The sequence below is a fragment of the Saccharopolyspora mangrovi genome (genome assembly GCF_035320975.1).
Taxonomy (GTDB): Bacteria; Actinomycetota; Actinomycetes; order Mycobacteriales; family Pseudonocardiaceae; genus Saccharopolyspora; species Saccharopolyspora mangrovi.
The window spans coordinates 181,762-202,043 of the sequence record NZ_JAWLNX010000001.1; the positions used below are offsets into that span (position 1 = coordinate 181,762).

The 20,282-nt window shown below is 70.0% G+C and carries 19 protein-coding genes and 1 pseudogene; 6 read left to right on the forward strand and 14 right to left on the reverse strand.

All coding sequences use genetic code 11. The annotated features are described in order from the left end of the window. Positions 1 to 93: 93 nt before the first annotated feature. From R4I43_RS00910 to R4I43_RS00935, 6 genes and pseudogenes are all read right to left on the reverse strand, one after another. Positions 94 to 861 (reverse strand): hypothetical protein, encoded by a 768-nt coding sequence (locus R4I43_RS00910; RefSeq protein WP_324263869.1) that lies wholly within the window; start codon positions 859 to 861, stop codon positions 94 to 96. 141 nt (positions 862 to 1,002) lie between these two features. Then, positions 1,003 to 1,452 (reverse strand): annotated as a pseudogene (locus R4I43_RS00915) (PPE domain-containing protein); the annotation flags it as partial. Between the two features lie 13 nt (positions 1,453 to 1,465). Further along, positions 1,466 to 1,969 (reverse strand): DUF3558 domain-containing protein, encoded by a 504-nt coding sequence (locus tag R4I43_RS00920; protein ID WP_324263538.1) that lies wholly within the window; start codon positions 1,967 to 1,969, stop codon positions 1,466 to 1,468. 23 nt (positions 1,970 to 1,992) lie between these two features. After that, the gene (locus R4I43_RS00925; protein ID WP_132672933.1) at positions 1,993 to 2,403 is read right to left on the reverse strand and encodes a hypothetical protein; all 411 of its coding nucleotides are present in this window, start codon (positions 2,401 to 2,403) and stop codon (positions 1,993 to 1,995) included. 140 nt (positions 2,404 to 2,543) lie between these two features. Continuing rightward, complete coding sequence (locus R4I43_RS00930) at positions 2,544 to 2,738, reverse strand: DUF397 domain-containing protein (RefSeq protein ID WP_324263539.1); 195 nt, start codon at positions 2,736 to 2,738, stop codon at positions 2,544 to 2,546. Then, positions 2,731 to 3,576, reverse strand: a complete 846-nt coding sequence (locus R4I43_RS00935) for a helix-turn-helix domain-containing protein (RefSeq protein ID WP_324263540.1) — start codon at positions 3,574 to 3,576, stop codon at positions 2,731 to 2,733. The genes R4I43_RS00930 and R4I43_RS00935 overlap by 8 nt, the downstream gene beginning before the upstream one ends. Before the next feature lie 160 nt (positions 3,577 to 3,736). Here R4I43_RS00935 and R4I43_RS00940 point away from each other — a divergent pair, with 160 nt between their 5' ends. The 3 genes from R4I43_RS00940 (at position 3,737) to R4I43_RS00950 (ending at position 5,983) form a co-directional block, all read left to right on the forward strand. Next, complete coding sequence (locus R4I43_RS00940; RefSeq protein WP_324263541.1) at positions 3,737 to 4,003, forward strand: hypothetical protein; 267 nt, start codon at positions 3,737 to 3,739, stop codon at positions 4,001 to 4,003. Positions 4,004 to 4,188: 185 nt separating this feature from the next. Beyond that, positions 4,189 to 4,554, forward strand: a complete 366-nt coding sequence (locus R4I43_RS00945; protein ID WP_324263542.1) for a hypothetical protein — start codon at positions 4,189 to 4,191, stop codon at positions 4,552 to 4,554. A 160-nt stretch (positions 4,555 to 4,714) separates the two neighbouring features. Continuing rightward, positions 4,715 to 5,983 carry a neutral zinc metallopeptidase gene (locus R4I43_RS00950; RefSeq protein WP_324263543.1) on the forward strand — a complete coding sequence of 423 codons (1,269 nt, stop codon included), beginning with the start codon at positions 4,715 to 4,717 and terminating at the stop codon, positions 5,981 to 5,983. A 46-nt stretch (positions 5,984 to 6,029) separates the two neighbouring features. Here R4I43_RS00950 and R4I43_RS00955 read toward each other — a convergent pair whose 3' ends face one another. After that, on the reverse strand, positions 6,030 to 6,461 hold the full coding sequence (locus tag R4I43_RS00955) for a hypothetical protein (RefSeq protein WP_324263544.1): 432 nt from the start codon (positions 6,459 to 6,461) through the stop codon (positions 6,030 to 6,032). Between the two features lie 58 nt (positions 6,462 to 6,519). Then, entirely contained in the window at positions 6,520 to 7,605 is a 1,086-nt protein-coding gene (locus R4I43_RS00960) for a potassium channel family protein (RefSeq protein ID WP_324263545.1), read from the reverse strand. Positions 7,606 to 7,749: 144 nt separating this feature from the next. Here R4I43_RS00960 and R4I43_RS00965 point away from each other — a divergent pair, with 144 nt between their 5' ends. Next, positions 7,750 to 8,277, forward strand: coding sequence for a hypothetical protein (locus R4I43_RS00965; protein WP_324263546.1), 528 nt, complete (start codon positions 7,750 to 7,752; stop codon positions 8,275 to 8,277). A gap of 89 nt (positions 8,278 to 8,366) precedes the next feature. Here the strand turns inward: R4I43_RS00965 and R4I43_RS00970 are convergent, their stop codons facing one another. From R4I43_RS00970 to R4I43_RS00980, 3 genes are all read right to left on the reverse strand, one after another. After that, entirely contained in the window at positions 8,367 to 8,975 is a 609-nt protein-coding gene (locus tag R4I43_RS00970) for a hypothetical protein (protein ID WP_324263547.1), read from the reverse strand. Between the two features lie 63 nt (positions 8,976 to 9,038). Continuing rightward, entirely contained in the window at positions 9,039 to 12,284 is a 3,246-nt protein-coding gene (locus R4I43_RS00975; protein ID WP_324263548.1) for an ATP-dependent helicase, read from the reverse strand. Then, positions 12,281 to 15,463 carry an ATP-dependent helicase gene (locus R4I43_RS00980; RefSeq protein ID WP_324263549.1) on the reverse strand — a complete coding sequence of 1,061 codons (3,183 nt, stop codon included), beginning with the start codon at positions 15,461 to 15,463 and terminating at the stop codon, positions 12,281 to 12,283. The genes R4I43_RS00975 and R4I43_RS00980 overlap by 4 nt, the downstream gene beginning before the upstream one ends. A gap of 232 nt (positions 15,464 to 15,695) precedes the next feature. Between R4I43_RS00980 and R4I43_RS00985 the strand changes: the two genes are divergently transcribed. Beyond that, complete coding sequence (locus R4I43_RS00985; RefSeq protein ID WP_324263550.1) at positions 15,696 to 16,673, forward strand: chitinase; 978 nt, start codon at positions 15,696 to 15,698, stop codon at positions 16,671 to 16,673. Between the two features lie 77 nt (positions 16,674 to 16,750). Then, positions 16,751 to 17,038 carry an MGMT family protein gene (locus tag R4I43_RS00990; RefSeq protein ID WP_324263551.1) on the forward strand — a complete coding sequence of 96 codons (288 nt, stop codon included), beginning with the start codon at positions 16,751 to 16,753 and terminating at the stop codon, positions 17,036 to 17,038. A gap of 133 nt (positions 17,039 to 17,171) precedes the next feature. Here the strand turns inward: R4I43_RS00990 and R4I43_RS00995 are convergent, their stop codons facing one another. From R4I43_RS00995 to moeZ, 3 genes are all read right to left on the reverse strand, one after another. Then, positions 17,172 to 17,981 (reverse strand): uroporphyrinogen-III synthase, encoded by an 810-nt coding sequence (locus tag R4I43_RS00995; protein WP_324263552.1) that lies wholly within the window; start codon positions 17,979 to 17,981, stop codon positions 17,172 to 17,174. A 60-nt stretch (positions 17,982 to 18,041) separates the two neighbouring features. Further along, a complete protein-coding gene (locus tag R4I43_RS01000) occupies positions 18,042 to 18,839 on the reverse strand; it encodes a TIGR02569 family protein (protein WP_324263553.1) in 798 nt (265 codons plus the stop codon). A 108-nt stretch (positions 18,840 to 18,947) separates the two neighbouring features. Beyond that, positions 18,948 to 20,120: an adenylyltransferase/sulfurtransferase MoeZ gene (moeZ, locus tag R4I43_RS01005; protein WP_324263554.1), complete on the reverse strand. Its 1,173-nt coding sequence runs from the start codon at positions 20,118 to 20,120 to the stop codon at positions 18,948 to 18,950. Positions 20,121 to 20,282 lie beyond the last annotated feature (162 nt).

The following is a 20,282-nucleotide window of genomic DNA, read 5'->3' on the forward strand; positions in this document are numbered from 1 at the left end:
CCCTCTGTTTCCTTTATCTTTCTGGTGGGTGGGGGGGGGGGGGGTGCCCCCCCCCCCCCCCCCCCACCCCACCGAATCAGGTGAAGATTCCGCTCACTCGCCGAGAACGGGCGGAGCGGTCTTGGGCATGTCGTTCATCCACACGTCGTCCTGCTCTTCGAGCCAGGAAGGACGCTCGTGCTCGTCGTCCTCGGAGCCCTGCCCGCGCTGACCGGCACCGGCACCCATGCCGCCCATGCCACCGCGGCCAGCAGCTCCGCGACCACCGGCACCCGCAGCACCAGCGCCCGCACCGGCACCACCGCCGAAACCACCCGCTCCGGCCCGACCGCCGGCACCCATTCCGGCGCCGCGAGCACCTGCTCCGGCACCGCCGACGCCACCGGCCCGGCCGCCCGCACCAGCTCCGGCACCCGCGCCGAGACCTGCCGCGAGCCCGAGACCTGCGCCGCCGCCAGGAGTTCCACCACCAGGCATGCCACCACCGGGCACACCTCCGCCGGGGAGACCGCCACCGGGCGGGTTCGCCCAGGCAGTGCCGGTTCCGGCCGGGCTGGTCCCGCCCGGGTAGGCCCCGCCGGTGTAACCGCCACCGGCGACCCCACCGCCGGGCATGCCGCTACCGGAGTAGCCGCCACCAGCGCCGGAGCCCGCCCCCGAACCACCGGGAACATTGCCACCGTTGCCCATGCCGCCACCCCAGTCGGTACCGCCGGGCGGCGGGACCGGCGGCGGGTTCGCGGTCGACCCATCAGGCGCGGTGTACTGCGGCATCTTCGCGTCGACCTGCGTCAGCGTCGGGCTGTAAACGCGACCCATCGTCTCCTGAGCAGCCTTCTCGGCCTCTTCTTGCTCTTCCATCTGAGAAAGAGCGTTGACACCACCCCCACTGAGACCGAATGGAATCGCGGACGCCGCGGCCTCACCCCAGCTGAACCCCTCCGGCTCCGGGACGAGCTTCCTCGACTGACCAGCAGCATCCCCAGCCGTGTTGAGGTTGTTGCCTGTCATCTCGACGGCATCGGCGCTGGCTTTCATCCAGTCGGATGCAGGTTTTCCGACTTCAGCCGCAGCGTCAGCCGCCTCGCCCTGCCATCCATCGCGAACGATGTTGGACAGGTCCGGACCGAACCGCTCGCCACGCTCGCGAAGACCTTCAGCAAGCTTCGTCCAGGCTTGCGCCACCTCGGCGACAGCCGCCTGATCGATTGACTCCTGGTTGGTCTTGTAGATGTCCGCGTGGCTGCGCCCGCCCCAGTTGATGCACTGGGTGATGGCAGGCGAATCAAAAGAACCGACGTTCAAGCCCGAGTTCTGCCTCGCGAGCTCCGCCTGCTGCTGCTGAGCAATCCGCTTGGCCTCGGCACTTTGCTCGATGCGGTTCTCGTCAGCCTCGGTTTCCCAACCGAAAACGTGCCCGCCGGCATTGTCCAGTGCGCTGAAAAGCCCCATCACTCCCCCTGTGTCACTGAGGCAATCTCGAAGCAGTCTGGTTAACGACCTTCTCAAGCTCGCCGCACGGATCCGGAACGGAATCACGCATGAATCCGGAAAGCTGGTACATCACGAAACCGCCGCCAGCGGACACCGCGTAGTTACATACGCCCTGGTCAGTCGCTCCACCGACGATGATCTCCGCGGCTTCACGACCTGCGATGTTCGTCGGCTCGAACTTGTCGAAGCCACCGCCCTGCCCAAGGCTTTGCACGGTGTCCTTGGCGTTCTTCTGCAGTCCGATCGACAGCTTCTCACCTTCCCATTCGCAACCCGGTTGGAAGCTGACCTGAGTAAAGTCTTGCGAGGTGGTCCCCACGCCGAACGAAGTCAACTCCTCAGGCGTGAAGAACGTGCACGGGTCGAAGCTCTGAAGAGCCGCGCCCGGAGCGGGTGGCTGCACCGAGGGGCCACCACCAGTGCTTGTTCCGCCGCAAGCGCTCAGGCCGAAAAGCGCCAAGCCGGCTACGGTCACGAACAAGGACCTGGAAAACGTGCTCACTTCATCCCTCGCCTAAGGTCGTCAGCGTTCTGTTCGTCGACGGCACGGTAGTCCTTGGCAGCAGCGCGAAAAGCTTCCGCCTGCTTCGTCAACTCGTCCTGCATGTCACGGATCAACTTGAGAATGCCCGAGTCGGGGTCGGTTGCCTTGTCCTGAAAGCGCTTGGCGAGCTGCTGACCATCCTCGTAGTCACCCAGGCCCTTGACGGTCCTCAACGCCGCCGCGTTCCTCAGGAGCTTGGCGAGCTCGCGAACTTCTTCTTCGCAGTGCTTAGCTGCCTTCTCGGCCGCCTCCGGGTTCAGCGCGAGCTTGCCCGCACCTACCTGCGAGTTGATCCACTGCGTCTGGCCGCTGACGGCCTTCAGACCCTCTTTGGCGGCGGCGAACCCACCCTCTGCGCTAGTCATCCCAGATCCTCCGGACCCTGTGATCCCCCATGAACCGTGGTTACTTTAGCTTGACGCGCCCGCGCGCGTAACGGTTCCGGGGAATCTGGACAAACTTGACCTGGGACACAGCCCGCCCCAGGTCACAGCACAAAGATCACCTACTCGGCCGCGGGGAAACGCCCGCCTTTGAGACCGTCCAGGAACGCTCCCCACTGCGATGCCTCGACGCGCAGTTGACCACCCTCCGGGTCCTTGGAATCACGGACGGCGATCGAGTCGGGGGCCTGCGCCACCTCGACGCACTTCGTCTCGGTGCCGCTGCGGCTGCTCTTGCGCCATACGAGGTCAGTCATCGACCAGCCCTTCTGCCAATGCGCCGACCAACTCGGCGGATGCCTGCTCGCCGAGGGCCAACTCCCAAATTGCGTCCCGAACATCAACATACCGACGCGTGTCCTCCGGGTCAGTAAGAAAGATCCCGCCCTTTCGGTACTCCAAATAGACGTACGTCTCCACCGCCGCGAACTCGTACACCGCGAACGTCCCGTCCAAACCGGCATGAGCGCCCGCCGCTGCTGGAATGACCCTCACGTGGACATTGGGGCGACGCGCTTCTGCAGCGATCTTGCTGAGCTGTTCGCGCATGACCGCCGGCCCACCGATGAGCCTGCGCAGCACGAACTCGTCCAGCAAGAACCGCAGTTCCGGCCCTTTCGGGCGAGAAAGCAACGGCTGTCGTCCAAGCCTGGTGGAGACCATGCGCTCGACCTCAGCCTGCGGTCGCGGAACCGCGGAGAGGATCTGACGCGCGTAGTCAGCCGTCTGCAACAGGCCTGGCACGAGCGCGAGCTCGTATTCGGTGACACGCCACGCCTCGGCCTCCAACAACATGACGTTTGCGAGCTGATCCGCGAACTGGTCGTGTGACGGCAGGTTGATCGTCGTGCCGTCGTTGGACTCTGCTTTGGCGGTGAGGAGGTCGCGCATCTCGCCTGTCGCGCCGTAGAGCTCGCAGAGCGCACCGACTTCCTCCGGGGTCGGGAAGCGGACTCCGGTTTCGGTTCTGCTCACCCAGGCCGGGCTGGTGCCCAATCGCGTGGCCACCGTTCGGGTGGACATCTTGGTGCGCTCTCGGAGGGTTCGGAGCTCCGCACCGAGGTTGACGCGAAACAGGCGGGATCTCGCCGACACCCTGACCTCCGGCTGGTGCGTGACCGGCTCCCCCGTTTCGAATTCCGTTTCACTGCTTCAGTTCCGGGGAAACGTTTCACTGGTGGATGAACTGCTGAAACGAACCTAGCTTCCCATCCCATTCCGGTTCCACGGCTTGGCGAGCAAAGGACTCAAAGGGATGGTTTTCGACGTGTTTCGACGAGAGCGAACAGACGTGTTCTGGATCGTCGGCTCAGGTTTCAAGATTCGCCACGCGATGACGACACTTCCCGGTTCGGTATATACCGGCGCTTGGGTACCGGCGGTCTGCGAAACATGGCTCCTCATCCCCACAGCCACGCCGTGGCCACGAGAACCCCTCTCCAAAGCCGTAACCGAACGCTGCTCCGAATGCACCGAGATCATCGACAAAGAACAGCACCGAGAACACACCTGGGACTACTGAAAGGACCGCGAGAAGTGCACAACCCCAACCACCCGGCCCGACGAGCGCTCCCTCCCCGCGCCCACCACCCCACCTGGCCACCGACGAATTCCCGCGAACCGCGGAGGAAATCCAGCTCCCTGCTGATCGTCGCGGCCCTCACGACGTCCGGCATCTCTCTCGGCGGCGCTTTCCTCCAAACCGTCATGAGCATCAAGCGCTTCGAAACAGGCAGCCACACCACCGCCGCCCTCATCCTCACGGCCGCCACCCTGACCCTGCTCTTCGGCCTCGGCGGCAGTCTCCTCGCCCTGCTCAAAGGCAGCCGGACCGGCCGGCTCCTCGTCACCCTCTGCTGCACCTTCTACCTGGTCAACGGCACCGTCACCCTCGCCCAAGGCAACATCGGGAGCACCGTCCAACTCCTCGTAGCCATTCCCCTCGCCGTCCTCTGGTGGCTCCCCGCCACGTCGAACGCCCTGCGAACCAGGAGAACGACCTCTGAGCGCTCGGCTCGAACCTCGGTATCCGGTGACGTTCGTCGAGGCCGTGGCGTTGGGGGCCCGGGGTGAGGCGGGCATCTGTTTGCTGAAAAGTGGGGGTTGGGCGGGGTTCGTGGGGTTAGGGTTCGAAGTCGTTCTCGGAGCTGTGGGAAGTCGGTGGCATGACCGTGTTGTGGCTGGGTGGCGGGGTGGCTGATACCTGCCGGTGGCGGCGGACGGGGTTGGGCGGATGACCCGGCCTCCATCACCTCCGCCGTGGCAGCAGCCAGAGCAGCACCCGCAAGGCCACCCCGGTCCGGGACAACCCGGGCAGTGGCAGCAGCACGGGCAGGCGGGACCCGGCCAGCCGGTGGGACCTTCGCCGCAACCCGACCAGCCGTGGCCGTCCGGTCAGCCTCCGCAACCGCCGTTCCAGACCGGCCAACCGCAGCAGTTCGGTCAACCATCGCCACCGCCGTGGCAGTCCGGTCAGCCGTGGCAGCAGTGGCCGTCGGGCCCGCAGCCGCAGTGGGTTTCACCGGCTTGGGGACCGCCGGACGCGGCTGCTCCGTTCGCGCAGCAGCCGCCGCAGCGCAGCAACAGCGGGTTCGTCGTGGGGATCGTGCTGGCTGCCGTGGCGTTGTTCGGGATCGGGACCGTCGGAGCCGTGGCCGCTTCGGTGGCCTCCGACAAGTCCGACGAGCAGGCCGCGCCTCCGCCGCCCAGCGAGCCGCCCGTCGCCACCAGCACGGGTGAAACCACCTCGGAGACCAGCACTTCCGAGGAGACCTCCACCTCCGAGGAGACCTCGACCGCCCAGCCGGTGCTCAAGCTCGGCGACAACCCCCTCAACATCGATGGCAACGGGGCCGTCACCACACCGTGCCCGCTGCCGGAGTTCGCCACCGACGTGGCTTCGCAGGACGCGTTCTACCAGGCCGTCCTCCCCTGCCTCATGCAGGCGTGGGAGCCCGCGCTGGAAGAGGCGAACCTGCCCACCGACATCCCGCGCGTGGTCACCACCGGCAGCGACGTCGACACGCCCTGCGGGCTTCGGACCTGGGACCAGACCGCGCTGTACTGCCCGCAGGACAACACCATCTACATGACCGCGCGCTACTACTCCGAGGTCGAAGGACGCACCGAGGCCGGGGTGTTCCTCGGGCAGTTCGCGCACGAGTTCGGCCATGCGCTGCAACGGCTTTCGGGCATCAACGGCGCGTACGGGCAGGCCTCCGCCGAGGCGCGGGGCGAAGCCGGGCTCGAACTCACGCGACGATCCGAACTCCAGGCCACCTGCTTCGAGGGCATGACCCTCGCCGCGCTGCAGAACGGCGGCGTGAGCAACGAGCTCATCTTCCCCGCGCTGCGCGACTCCGCCGGTCGCGGCGACGAGAACAGCAGCGTCCACGACCACGGCAGCATCGAGACCAACTCGACCTGGGTCCAGCAAGGATTCACCAAGAACCAGGTCACCCAGTGCAACACCTGGCTCTCGCCCTCGAGCGACGTGGACTAGAGCCTGTTTGAGGTCTGGATTTGCTTGGCGGTGCGGGTAGCGGAACCTAGCGGCGGCCCAGCAGGACGCCGAAACCGCCGCCCGCCACCGCGGCCAGGGTCAGCAGCACGATGTTGGTGCGCCGCGCGAGCTTTTCCAGTTCGGACTCATCGGTTTTCACCGGTGTGACGCGCAGGTCCCCCGCCGCGCGGGCGGGGACCATCACTTCCAGGCGCTGTCCCCGGGTGTGCCCGCAACCGTCGAAGGTGGCGCGGCGGGTCTGGCCGTCGAGCTGCACCTCGACGATGTCACCGGCCGCGCGCGCACCGCACGGGCGCGGCTCGACCACGACAGCCGTCGCCTTGCGCTCGGCGACCTTCTCCTGCTGCCCGGATGCCGCGACCAGCGGCCAGACGGTCACGCCGGCCACCACGACGCCGAGCACTCCCAGAGCTAACAGGATCGGCGCCACCGAGGCCGAACCTCGCGTGCTTCCCACAACACCGATAGTCCCAGAAAGCCCGAACCGGAATCGCCCGAGATCCGTTGCCAGAAGGTCACGTTTGCGGCGGAGTCACTTTCCGCACGTAGAGCAGCCGGTCGCCCTCCTCGATCGCGTCCGCCTCCGGGGCGTCGACCCGGTAGAGCTCACCGTCGCGGACCACGCCCAGCACGATGTCGGACAGGTGCCGCGGCGAACCGCCGACCTCCTGGCGCGCCACCTCGCGCTCGGCGATCGCCAGACCCACCTCGGGGCTGAGCAGGTCCTCGAACATCTCCACGACCGACGGCGTCGACGTCGCCATGCCCAGCAACCGGCCCGCCGTCTCGCTGGAGACCACCACCGAATCCGCGCCCGACTGGCGCAGCAGGTGCACGTTCTCCGCCTCCCGGACGGCCGCGACGATCTGCGCCTTCGGCGCCAGCTCGCGGGCCGTCAGGGTCACCAGCACCGCCGTGTCGTCGCGGGCCGGGGCGATCACGATTGCGCGGGCGCGCGGCAAGCCCGCCACGCGCAGCACGTCCGAGCGGGTACCGGAACCGTTGACCGTCACCAGGCCCTGCGCCGACGCCGACTCCAGCGACGTGCGGTCGGTGTCGACCACCACGATGCGGCCCGGGTCGGCGCCCTCGCCGAGCAGTGCGGTGACCGCGGAACGGCCCTTGGTTCCGTATCCGATGACGACCACGTGGTCGCGCACCTTGGACCTCCAGCGTTGGATCTTGAAAGCCTGCCGCGAGCGCTCGGTGAGCACTTCCAGTGTGGTGCCGACCAGCACGATCAGGAACAGCACGCGAAGCGGCGTGATGATGAGCACATTCACCAGGCGAGCCTGGTCGGTGACCGGGGTGATGTCGCCGTACCCGGTCGTCGACAGCGACACCGTCGCGTAGTAGAGGACGTCGAGCACGCTGAGCTCGCCGCCCGCGGAGTCCTTGTAGCCGTCGCGGCCGATGTAGACGATGGCGACGGTGGCGGCCAGCGCGACCATCGCACCGAGAATCCGGCGGATGATGGAGCGCACCGGGCTCGTCACCGTGCCCGGCATCCGGATGACGCCGACGAGTGCGTGATCGGGCCTGGTGCTCAGCTCTTCCTCGGCTTGGTGCCTGCCGAACAGCTGGCTGGGACCTCGATTCATGAGTCGTGCTCCCCGACGTTGTGACCACTCACGGCGTTGAACAGTAACCGCTCCGCACATTCCGAACTCGACGGCCCGGAAATGTGGCCGATTAGTGGTTGAAGGCCATCCCGAAACAGTGGTTCGGACGTTTACCATGCGACGGTGCAGCAGCTTCAGCACGCGGCCCGCGCCCTCGGGTGGGACGGGCGACTGGTACCGGATGTGGAGGTGCTCGGCACCCGGTTCACCGCGGTGGCCCGCATCCGGCAAGACGTCCACCAGTGGCGTCGACACCACGGGTGGGAGCCCGAGCTCAACCCCGCGTGGTTCAAGGCGTGGTCGGAACCCGAACACCACGACCAGCTGCCGGTGGCGGCCGTCGACCTGATCGGGATCCTGGTGCCCGTCGCCAAGCCCTCGCGCGCGCTGCGCGCCTGCGGGACGCTGCTGACCCTCGCCCCCTGCGCGGTCGTCCTCCCTGGTCAGCACCGGTACGACGCGCTGTCGATGCTGGAGCTGGACTACTACGGCGCCGGAGTCGTCACGACCGGGCCCGACGACTCGGGGAAGCTCGTGATCCCGCCGGAGAACCGGGCGGCCGAGTTCGGCTCCTCGATGTTCGGCCGCTGGCTGCTGGAAGTCCTCTACTCGCGGCTGCTCGACCACCCGCAGCTCACCGAGAACGCCTGAACCGGGGTTTCAACTGAAACTCCCGCCCCCTGGTGGGTCACCTCGGGGGAGTTCCCGTTGAAACCGTCCTGCTCCGGCGGGTGGGAAACTCAGGCCAGCACGTACTCGTGCCAGTTGAGGGCTTCGGGGTTCCAGCGCATTCCGCGGCCCTCCTGCAGGACCCGCATCGCCTGGACCGTGTGCGGCCAGCGGCGGATGACGTTGGCCAGGGCCACCGGGGTCATCTGGTCGACCGTGCGGCGGTGCTCGCCCGGGCCGAGCATCGCGATGCCGCCGGGCGTGGACATGATGTCGGTGAGCGGGCGCTGCCCGGACAGGGCGACCTGCTCGACGCTGATGATCGTGTGCGGCTGCAGCTCCGACGGCCAGCTCTGGCGGTCGATGTCGCCGGCGACCGGCGTCTCGCAGCTGCCGCACTCGCACTCGAACTCGCTGGCCCAACCGTGCTGGCGCCAGGACCAGACGACGGCGGTGCCGGCGTCGAGGTCGGACAGCGCTGCGACGTGCGGCCAGGCGCCCACGACGGCCTGCAGCTTGGTCTGCTTGGACTCCCGACCCGTGGCACCCGGGCCCTCGAAGGACCAGGTGCCCTCATCGTCGCGGTGGACCCGCACCAGAGGGGCGCGCATGGCGAGAACTTCGGTGTCCACGCGCACTGCGGATTCCGGCGGAGTGGTGAGCTTCCAGTCGGTGTTCATCGCGGGCATACTCGACCGCCGCGCACGACGAACTCAAGCTCCACCACCCGAACGTGTAAATGTTCAGTGGTCCCGGGGGACCGTGGTGATGAGCTCGCGCAGCCCCTCACCGTCCCGCAGATCCGCAGGTCGCAGCGTGTAGTCGTGGCGCACGTAGTGGAACGCGGCGCGCACCTTCTCCAGCGGTGTCTTCGACAGCTCCGCCCAGGCCAGGCGGTAGGCCGCGAGCTGCACCGACAGCGACGGGATCTGGTCGCCGCCGGGCACCGCGCCGGTCTTCCAGTCCACGACAGTCCACCCGCCGTCGGGGTCGGCGAAGACCGCGTCCATCCGGCCGCGCAGCACAACGCCCTCCACCTGCGTCTCGAACGGCACCTCGACCCGGTGCGGAGTGCGATCCGCCCACGAGCCTTCGAGGAACGCCTTCTGCAGCTCGGCGAGGTCCTCGTGCATCGGGGCGGAATCGTCGGCCGCGCCCGGCAGCTCGTCCACGTCGAGCAGCGCCGACGAGGTGAACCGGTGCTCCAGCCAGGCGTGGAACGCCGTTCCTCGGCGGGTCATCGGGTTCGGCGGGTACGGCAGCGGGCGCCGCAGCCTGCGGGCCAGCGCGTCGGTGTCGCCGGCGAGCTCGACGAGCTGGCTGACCGACAGGTGGTCGGGCAACCGGACCTGCTCGCGGCGCTGCGCGGCGGCGGCGCGCTCGGCCAGCAGGACGTCGACGTCCCGCGCCCAGCCGTCCGGGTCCTCGTCCACCTCGACGGAGTCCGCTGCCGACATCGCGGCGCGGACGAGCTCCGCGCCCTCGGCGACGGCTTCGCGGCGGGGTCCGAGCGGGTCCACCGGCCACTCGGCCGAGCGGACCTCCTCCGCCAGCGGGTTCTGGGCGTCCTCGTCCGGCGCCGGGCACCACTCGTCGATCACGCCCACCCGGTCGTCGTGCACGATCTGCGCGGTCTCGGTGAGGAATTCCGACGGCCCCTTGGGCTTGTCGCCGTTCTCGCCCCACCAGTGCCCGGACAGCAGCAGCGTGCGCTCCGAGCGGGTCACCGCGACGTAGAACAGGCGGCGCTCCTCCGCCAGCCGGCGGGCCTCGAACTCCTCGTCGTGGATGCCCAGGGCCTCGCTGAGCTCCTTGCGGTCCAGGCCGCTCAGCCGGTCGACGTCGAGCTTGGGCAGGTCGGGGGCGTCGCCGCGCAGGTCGGCGGGCAGCGAGGTCACCGACCGCAGCCACGACGAGGACTTGCGCTTGCCCGGGAAGACGTCGTTGACCAGGTGCGGAACGGCCACGACCTGCCACTCCAGGCCCTTGGCGGCGTGCACCGTGAGGATCTGCACCCGGTCGTCGGCGACCTCGACCTCCCCGGGCTCCAGGCCGTCCTCGGCGCGCTCGGCGGCGGCGAAGTAGTCCAGCAGCGACGGCAGCGTCGCCGACGGGCTGGCCGTGGCGAACGAGGTGACCACGTCGGCGAAGGCGTCGAGGTGGATGCGGCCGACACCGCCTGGGCGGGCGAGGCTTTCGATGTCGAGCAGCAGCGTGCGCTCGGCGTCGGCGACGAGCTCCGGCAGCGGCTGGTCCAGGCGCCGCCGCAGCGCGGCCAGCTCACCGCCGAGCCTGCGGATGCGCTCGTAGCCCTGCTCGGAGTAGCGCTCCGGCGGACCGGGGTCGTCGAGCGCGTCGGCCAGTCCCGCCTGCTCGGCGTTCTCGCCGGGCAGCGCGGCGTGGACCACGGCCGACGGGTCGTCGGACTCGGGTTCGCCGAAGAACTGCGCGCCCAGCTCCCGCGCCCGGTCCCACAGCGCGGCCAGGTCGGCGGCGCCGATGCGCCAGCGCGAGCCGGTCAGCAGCCGGGCGGCGGCGGTGCCGGCGAGCGGGTCGACGAGCAGCCGCAGCGCGCTGACCAGGTCGCGCACCTCCGGCTCGTCCAGGAGTCCACCGAGCCCCACGACCTCCACCGGGAGACCGCGTTCCCGCAGCGCAACCGCGATGTCGGCCATGTCGGCGCGCCGCCGCACCAGCACGGCCGCGGTCGGCGGGCGGCCGGTCTCGTCGACGGCGGCGTGCCACTGGGCGTGGATCCGGTCGGCGACCCACTCGCGCTCGGCGCGGACGTGCTCGGCCAGCAGCACGCGGATGTCGCCCTCGTCGGCCCCTTCGCGGGCGCGGAGCTCGTCGACCTCCAGGCCGATCCTGCGCAGCGGTTCGGACACCGCGTTGGCGACCCGCAGGACCTCCTCGGGGTTGCGGAAGCTGGTCAGCAACCCGTAGCGGTGCGCGGGAACGAGGTGGTCGACCTCGTTGCGCGGGAAGTCGGTGGTGAAGCGCGGCAGGTTCGCCGCGCTCGCCCCGCGCCAGCCGTAGATCGCCTGCGCCGGGTCGCCCACCGACGTCACCGGCAGCGAGGCGGAATCGCCGCCGAACAGCGAGCGCAGCAGGACGCGCTGGGCGTGGCCGGTGTCCTGGTACTCGTCGAGCAGCACCGCGCCGTAGCGGGCGCGTTCACCCTCCACGACCTCCGGGTGCCCGGCGGCGAGGTTGGCCGCCAGCGACATCTGGTCGGCGAAGTCCATCGCGCCCTCGCGCCGCTTGCGCTGCGCGTACTCCTCCACCAGCGGCAGCAGTGCGACTCGAAGCCGTTGCGCGGCGACGACTTTTACCAGGTCCTGCGGCAGGTTGGCGCGCTGCCCCTTGGCGCGGGGTGCGTTTTCCACTGCCTCGCAGAGCTTTTCGGCGTGCACCCGCAGTTCGTCCGGGCTCACCAGGTGTTCGGCGAGTTCCCCGGCCAGGGCGAGCAGGTAGCCGGTGACGGTGGCCGGGACCTTGTCGGTGTCGAGGTCCTCGGTCCAGGTGGCCACGACGCGGTGCGCGAGCTGCCAGGACGCGGTCGCGGTGAGCAGCCGCGCGCCCGGCTCGACCGGCACGCGCAGGCCGTGCTCGCCGACGATCCGGCCTGCGTAGGCGTGGTAGGTGAGCACGGTCGGCTCTTCGGTGAGCACCGCGGAGCGCAGCTGCCCGCTCGGTTCCACCTCGTCGAGCAGGCCGGACCCGGCGAGCCTGCGCAGCCGGGCGCGCACCCGGTCGGCGAGCTGGCGGGCGGCCTTGCGGGTGAACGTCAGCCCCAGCACTCGCTCAGGCGTGACCAGCTGGTTGGCCACCAGCCAGACCACGCGCGCGGCCATCGTCTCGGTCTTGCCCGCGCCCGCACCGGCCACCACCAGCGCCGGTTCCGGTGGCGCGGCGATGACCTCGGCCTGCTCGGGCGTGGGCTGGTGCAGGCCGAGCGCCTGGGCGATCCGCTGTGGACTGATCACTGCGAAACCTGCCTACCTGCGGGGTGGACCGGGCAGCTGGTGCGCGCCGGGCAGCGCGGGCAGTCGGTGTTCTCGCTGGCCACGTAGGCCGGTCCGAGGCTGGACTCGGCGGCGCTGTGCACCACGTCGAGCCACACCTTGATCTTGTCCTCGTCGAGGGGTTCCTGCGCGCGTTCGGTCGCCGCGCCCTTGCGGTCGGACTTGGCGACGTAGAGCAGCCGGGCACCACCGGGCTCCTCCTCCTCGCCGAAAGCGCCCAGCGCGGCGGCCAGCTGGTAGACCGCCAGCTGCGGGTGCTCCTCCGCATCGCCCTTGCTGACCGGGGCTTTCGCCGTCTTGACGTCCACCACGACCGGGCGGCCCTCGGCGTCCTTCTCCAGCCGGTCGACGCGGCCGCGCAGCCGCAGCCACGGCCCGCCCTCGCGGCCCTGGACCTTGATGTCGAGGTCGCGCTCCACCCCGATCTGGGTGAGTTCGGCGCGGGACTGCACGAGCCAGACGACGAAGGCGTTGAGCATGCCCTCGACGCGCTTGCGCTCCTTGCGGGAGAACCACGGAGCACCGGCGTCGATGGTCTGCCACGCCTCGTCGAGGGCCTGGTGCAGCTGGGCGGTGTCGGCGCCGTCGGCGGCGGCCTGCACGAGCGCGTGCACGAGAGTTCCCGTGACGGCGGCGAGTTCGGCGGTGTCCTGACCGCCGTTGCGCTCGACCAGCCAGCGCAGCGGGCACTTCGCGAGGATGTCCACTGTGGAGGGCGAGACCTTGACCGGGTCGTCGCCGGTGACCAGCGGGGCGTCCGTGGAGGGCGTGGGCAGCCCGTACCAGGTGTCGGGGTCGGCGCCGGGCACGCCGTCGGCGGCCAGCCGGGCCAGCTGCCCGGCCGCGCGGCGCCGGCGCTCCTCGGGTTCCTCGGCGTCGCAGACCACCCGGCGCAGCTCGCCGACCAAGTCCGCCAACGTCAGCCCCCGCTCCGGTCGGGCGATGGGGCGTTCCGCCGAATCCGGGTCGCTCTCCACGCCGTCGAGCTCGTCGAGGAACCGGGAGGGCTGCTCGTCCTCGCCGCGCACCGCGCTGACCAGCAGGCTCCGCCGGGCGCGGCTGGCCGCGACCAGCAGCAGCCGGCGCTCCTCGGCCAGCAGCGGCGCGGTCGCCGAGACGCGCTCGCCGGTCATCCCCGACAGCACGTCGACCAGGCGCTCCACGCCGAGCAGCGAGCCGCGCAGCCGCAGGTCCGGCCAGCTGCCCTCCTGCACCCCGGGCACCGCCACGACGTCCCACTCCTGGCCGGTGGCGGCGTGCGCGGTGAGGATCTGCACCGCGTTGTCCCGAGGTGCGGTCGGCGCCAGCGAGGATCCGGCGATCTGCTGGTCGGTGAGGTAGTCGGCGAACCCGGCGGCGTCGTTGCCGGGCGAGCGGTCGACGAACTGGGCGGCGGCGTCGAACAGCGCCACGATCGCGTCCAGGTCGCGGTCGGCCTGCGCGCCGGTGACACCGTGCCGCTCGGACTGGGCGACCCAGCGCTTCTCCAGGCCGGAGGCCTTCCACACCCGCCACAGCGTTTCCTCGACGGTCTGGCCCTTCTCCGCCGATTCCCGCGCGGTGCGCAGCAGCGCCCCGACCTTGCGGGCCGGTTCGGCGGCGGAGTCCTCCAGCGCGGCCAGCCGGTCGCCGTCCTGCAGCACCTCGACCAGCAGTTCACCGCTGGGACGCGCGCCGCCCGAGGCCGATTCCAGCCGCAGCAGGCCGCGCCGCAGGCGCCGCAGCGCGAGCGGGTCGGCACCGCCGAGCTGCGAGGACAGCAGCAGCGCGGCGGCATCGGCGTCGAGCTCGTGCGGGCGGACCGCGCAGCGCAGCAGCGTCAGCAGTGGACGCACGGCAGCGCGCTGGGACAGCGGCACGTCGTCCACCGGCAGCGCGATCGGCACCCCGGCGGCCAGCAGCGCGCGCCGCAGCACCGGCAGCGACCGGCCCGTCGAGCGCACCACGACCCCCATCCGCGACCAGGGGATCTCGTCGAGCAGGTGCGCGCGGCGCAGCTGGTCGGCGACCCACGACGCCTCCTGCGCCTCGGTCGCCAGCAGCCGCACCTGCACCGAACCGGCCACCTCGTCCTGGTCGTCCAGCTCGGGCTCGACCAGGCGGCGCTGGGGACCGTGGCCGGGAAGTCGGGAGGCCAAGCGCTGCACGGCTTCTCGCACCGACTTCGACATCCGGTGGTCCACGGTGAGCACGGTGGTGTCGCTGCCGTCCGGATCGGAGTCGAGCAGGCAGCGCGGATCGGCACCGCGGAAGGTGTACACGGCCTGGTCGGGGTCACCGGCGAGGATGAACTCGGTGGCGGTGCCGCCGAGGGTGCGGATCAGCTCGTACTGCTGCGGGTCCAGGTGCTGCGCGTCGTCGACCAGCACGTGCCGGACCCGGTCCTGCTCGGCCATGAGCAGGCCGGTGTCCGTGGCGAACGCCAGGCGCGCGGAGCCGACGAGCTCGGCGGCGTCCAGCGCCGGGGCCTGCGAGCCTCCGGCGCCGCGCAGCAGCGTGACCTGCTCGTACTGGCAGCCGAAGTGGCCCGCCGCGACCCACTCGGGCCTGCCGTGCTCGCGGCCGAGGGCGATCAGCCGGTCCGGGTCGACGCCGCGTTCGGCCGCGCGCAGCAGCAGGTCCCGCAGCTCCTCGGCGAAACCCGGGACGGTCAGGGCGGGTTGCAGCGGCTCCGGCCAGTCGCGGGCGCCCTGCTCGACGTCGCCCTCGAGGAGTTCGCGGACCAGGGCGTCCTGGTCGGGGCCGTTGAGCAGCTGCGGGGGCGGCAGCTCGTCGCGCACCGCTTGCAGCCGCAGGACGGCGAAGGCGTAGGAGTGCACGGTGCGCACCAGCGGCTCGGGGGCGGTGCGGACGTCCTCGCCGGATCCGGTGAGCAACCGGGTGATCTCGGTGCGCATCCACGACGCCGCGCGGCGGCTGGAGGTCAGCACCAGGACGTTCTCCGGTGACACTCCCCTGTTTCGGATCCGGTCGGCGGCGATCTCGGCGAGCAGAGTCGACTTGCCCGTTCCCGGACCGCCCAGCACGCGCAGGAATCCGAACGAGTGCTCCATCGCCCGCCGGCCCGCTTCGTCCCAGGTCGTGGCGCGCCGCGCGGTCTCGGCGCGGCGCACGAGCACGGGCGAAGTCGCTGCAGGCACGAACCGAATGGAACCACGTCGAGGAGACAAGATCGGCTCCGGGCACGCCGGGAGGTGCCCCAGATATCTGGGATTTCCAACTGTGAATGCTGGGATCGGACTCCGGCGTTTGGTGGTACATACCAATTTTGCGGTCTGGCAGATTGCTTTTCATCGCAGGCTTCCCCCGCCTGTGACCTGCGAATTCGCGCAGTCCTCGATCGCGCGACGCAACCCCGAAGAAGGAGGAAGCGTGAGCAAGATCCGCAAGAGCCTGCTCGCCGGTGCCGCCGTCCTCGGCACGTTGGCCGTCGGCGCGGCTCCCGCGCTCAGCGCCGAGGAGCCCAGCGCGGCCACCAGCCCGGTCGCCGCCTCGCCGTACCTGTACAACGGCTGGGGCAGCCCGCCCGCGCCCGCCGACGTCATGAACGCGACCGGCATCAAGGACTTCACCCTCGCCTTCATCAATTCGGACGGCGGCTGCAACCCCGCCTGGGACGGGCAGCGCCCGCTCGACGGCCAGGACAAGGCCACCATCGACGCGATCCGCGGCGCCGGCGGCGACGTGATCCCGTCCATCGGCGGCTACTCCGGCACCAAGCTCGGCGAGGTGTGCGCCGACGCCCAGCAGCTGGCCGCGGCCTACCAGAAGCTGATCGACGCCTACGGGCTCAAGGCCATCGACGTCGACATCGAGGCCACCGAGTTCGAGGGCCAGGCCTCCCGCGACAAGGTCATCGAGGCGCTGAAGATCGTCAAGGAGGCCAACCCCGGCCTGCTGACCGTGGTCACCTTCCCGACCACCACCACCGGCCCGAACGACAACGGCAAGGCGATGTTCGCCAAGGCCGCCGAGATCGGCGCGAACATCGACGTGTGGACGCAGATGCCGTTCGACTTCAACGGATCCGACATGGCCGCGGACACCATCTCCGCGACCGAGGGCCTCAAGGAAGCGCTGAAGGCGAGCCTCGGCTACAACGACGCCGACGCCTACGCGCACTCCGGTATCTCGTCGATGAACGGCAAGACCGACGTCGAGGGCGAGATCGTCGACCAGGCGGCGTTCCAGAAGATGGCCGACTACGCCAAGGAGAAGGGCCTCGGCCGCTTCACCTTCTGGTCGGTCAACCGCGACCGGCCGTGCAGCGGCGGTGCCGTGGACTCCTGCAGCGGCATCGAGCAGGGCGACTGGGACTTCTCCAAGATCGTCGCCGGTTTCCAGGGCTGACCCCCAGCCCTGTCAGAACGGCCCGCCCCTCCCCCTGGGCGGGCCGTTCGCCGTGGTGACTGCGGTAGGTTCGGTTCGTGGACGAGGAGACGTTCGAGCGAGTGCGCGCCGTGGTCGCGTCGATCCCGCCCGGCAAGGTGCTGTCCTACGGGGACGTCGCCGAGCTCGCCGGGCTGCGGTCCGCGCGACTGGTGGGGCGGATCATGTCCGAGGACACCGCCGACCTCCCCTGGCACCGGGTCCTGCGCTCCAACGGCACCGTCGCGGACCACCTCCGCCACCGGCAGCTGGAACTGCTCCGCGCCGAAGGCGTCCTCGCCCAGGACGGACGCGTGAACATGCGCCACCACCGCTGGACCCACTGACCCACACCCGAAAGGGCGACCCCCGCACGCGTCCGCCGAGGTCAGGGCCGCTTCGCGGGGTGAGGATTCGAATTTCGCGCGAAATTCGAATCCGAACTTCGGGTGTCGAATTTCGCGCGAAATTCGAATCGCGTCAGGCGCGGGCGTCGCGGGCCGGGAGTTCTTGTTCCACGAGTTTGACCAGGGCCGCGGTGCGGGCGCGGTCCGGGATCTCGTGCGGGAGGCCGGCTTTCGCGATGGGGGCTGCCGTGACCGGGCCGACGCAGGCGATGAGGACCTTGTCGCGCAGCGCTTCCCGCAGCGCCTCACCCCGGTCGGTGCGCTCGGCGCGGGCCAGGAAGTTCGTCGCGGCCGGGGCGCTGGTGAACGGCAGCGCGTCCACCTCACCCGCGATGACCGCGTCGATGAGCCGGTCCAGCGCGTCCAGGTCCACCGGATCGGTCCAGCGGTAGACCGCCACCGGAACGACCTCGGCCCCGGCTTCGGTGAGTTCGCGGCGGAACCCGAGCATCGGATCGCCGTGCAGCTGCAGCACGACCCGCTTGCCCGCCACGCCCTGCTCCATCAGGTGGGCCAGGACCTCGGCGGACTCCTCCGTCGGCGAGGTCCACTCCTCGCGCAGCCCGACACCGCGCACCGCGCCCTTGGCCTTCGCACCGCGAGCCACCACCCGGGCGCCGCGCAGGTGCTCCACCAGCGCATCACCCGCGGCCTCGAACCAGCCCTTGAACCCCATCCCGGTGATCGCCACGACGAAGTCCACCGGAGCCGACAGCACCCGCTCGGTGGCGGCGGCGAGCTCGCCGTCCTCGGGCAGCGGAACCGTGTGCATGGCGGCGCCGAACAGCACGCGGGCACCCCGCCGGGCCAGCAAGTTGCCGATCTCCTCGGCCTTGCGCTCCGCCGTGATCCCGATCGTGAAACCGCTCAGCACGTCCTGCACGCGCCCATCGTCACACACCCGGCGGCCCGGACCGAGCGAGAAGTGACCAGCCCCGCTCGGCTAGAGGACTTCGAGCACCATCTGGGACGCGCGTTCCAACCCGGTCAGCGTCTTCGCAGATGAGCGCGGGTGCAGCGAGTGCACCGCGAGCCGGAACAGCAAGGCGCGCAACAGCGCCTGCGGCCAGTCGGTCAGGTGCGACCAGCGCTCCACGATCGCCGGGTCCGCACCTCCCCAGGCCAGCGAGTCCACGACGACCACGGCCGCGGCCCACTCGGCGGGACGCCAGTAGGCGTTGAAGTCGATCACGCCGGGTGAGGCGTCACCGGCGAAGAGCACGTTGCCGAACAGGTCCCCGTGCACCACCTGCGGCTGCAACTGCACCGAGCGCCGCGAACCGGCCAGCACGTCGTAGAGGCGGCCGCCCTTCTCCTGCGGCAGCACGTAGTCCTCTTCACCCCACGCCATCCGGTCGGCCAAGGCGTAGATGTCCTGGCGCAGCTGCAGGAACCGCGGCCGCGCCAGGTACCGGCTGGACGCGTGCAGCCGCAGCGACATGGCCACGACCTCGTCGTGGCGGGGTTCGGGACGGCCCATGACGTCGCGACTGGCCGACCAGCCCGACACCACCCAGCGCCCATCGGTCGAGCGGACCGGGCGCGAAACGCGGATGTCGTCGGGTTCGAGCACGTCGAGGGTCTGCGCGACCCACGCGGCCTCGGCGGTGTTGGCGGCCGGCTTGAGCACGATCTCGCCGCAACGCCACGCGACCGCGCCCTCCAGCGCCTCGGGCTCTTCGACTCGCGCCCCGAACGCCGCGCACACGTGCGGCGGTGGCGGCTCCGGCGTAGCACTCACGCGGCAGACGCTACCTCGAAGATCGCCGATTCGGCAGCAGGCGCTCCGGAATGCGCGAGAGCGGTGCTCCGGTCAGCAGGACCGGTGCACCGCTCTCGGCGACTGCGATCAGTAGGTCGGCAGGCTCGTGTCGACCTGGTTGGCCCAGCCGAGCACACCGCCGCCGACGTGCACGGCGTCGGCGAAACCGGCCTTGTGCAGGGCCGCGAGGGCCTCCGCGGAACGGCCACCGGACTTGCAGTGCAGGACGATCTTGCGGTCCTGCGGCAGCTCGGCCAGCGCCTCACCGGAGAGGATGCGGTCCTTCGGGATCAGCTTCGAGCCGTCGATCTTGACGATCTCGTACTCGTGCGGCTCGCGGACGTCGATCAGCTCGAACTTCTCGCCCCGGTCGAACATGTCCTTGAGCTCCTGCGGCGTGATGGTGCTGTTCGCCGCGGCCTGCTGCGCGTCGTCGGAGACCACGCCGCAGAACGCCTCGTAGTCGATCAGCTCGTTGATCGGCTCGGCGTTCGGGTCCTTGCGGATCTTGACGGTGCGGTAGCTCATCTCCAGCGCGTCGTAGATCATCAGCCGGCCGAGCAGCGTCTCACCGATGCCGGTGATCAGCTTGATCGCCTCGTTGACCATGATCGAACCGATGGAGGCGCACAGCACGCCCAGCACGCCGCCCTCGGCGCAGGACGGCACCATCCCGGGCGGCGGCGGCTCGGGGTACAGGTCGCGGTACTGCGGCCCGTGCTCGGCCCAGAACACGCTGGCCTGACCCTCGAAGCGGAAGATCGAGCCCCACACGTACGGCTTGCCCAGCAGCACGGCGGCGTCGTTGACCAGGTACCGGGTGGCGAAGTTGTCCGTGCCGTCCAGGATCAGGTCGTAGTCCCGGAAGATGTCCAGGGCGTTGTCCGAGGTCAGGTGCGTCTGGTGCAGGTTGACCTGGACGTAGGGGTTGACCTCGGCGATCGAGTCCTTCGCCGACTCCGCCTTCGGGCGGCCCAGGTCGGACTGCCCGTGGATGACCTGGCGGTGCAGGTTCGACTCGTCGACCTCGTCGAACTCGACGATGCCGAGCGTGCCGACCCCGGCAGCGGCCAGGTACAGAAGCGCCGGGCTACCGAGCCCGCCGGCGCCGACCACCAGGACCTTGGCGTTCTTCAACCGCTTCTGCCCCTCCATCCCGACATCCGGGATGATCAGGTGGCGGCTGTAGCGCGCGACCTCTTCCTTGGTCAGCTCCGACGCCGGCTCGACCAGCGGCGGTAGCGACGTTGCGCCGGACATTCCCAGCTCCTCCTCTGGTGGCGGCACCGATCGCTGCGGGAGCGGCCGGTGCCTTCAAAGCTTCCACGTGTTGACTCAAAGGCAACACGGAGTCTGCAACGCAAGCCTGAACGATCCGATTCCCCAACCCAAACTACTCCCAGCATCCGGGATGCGAGAACG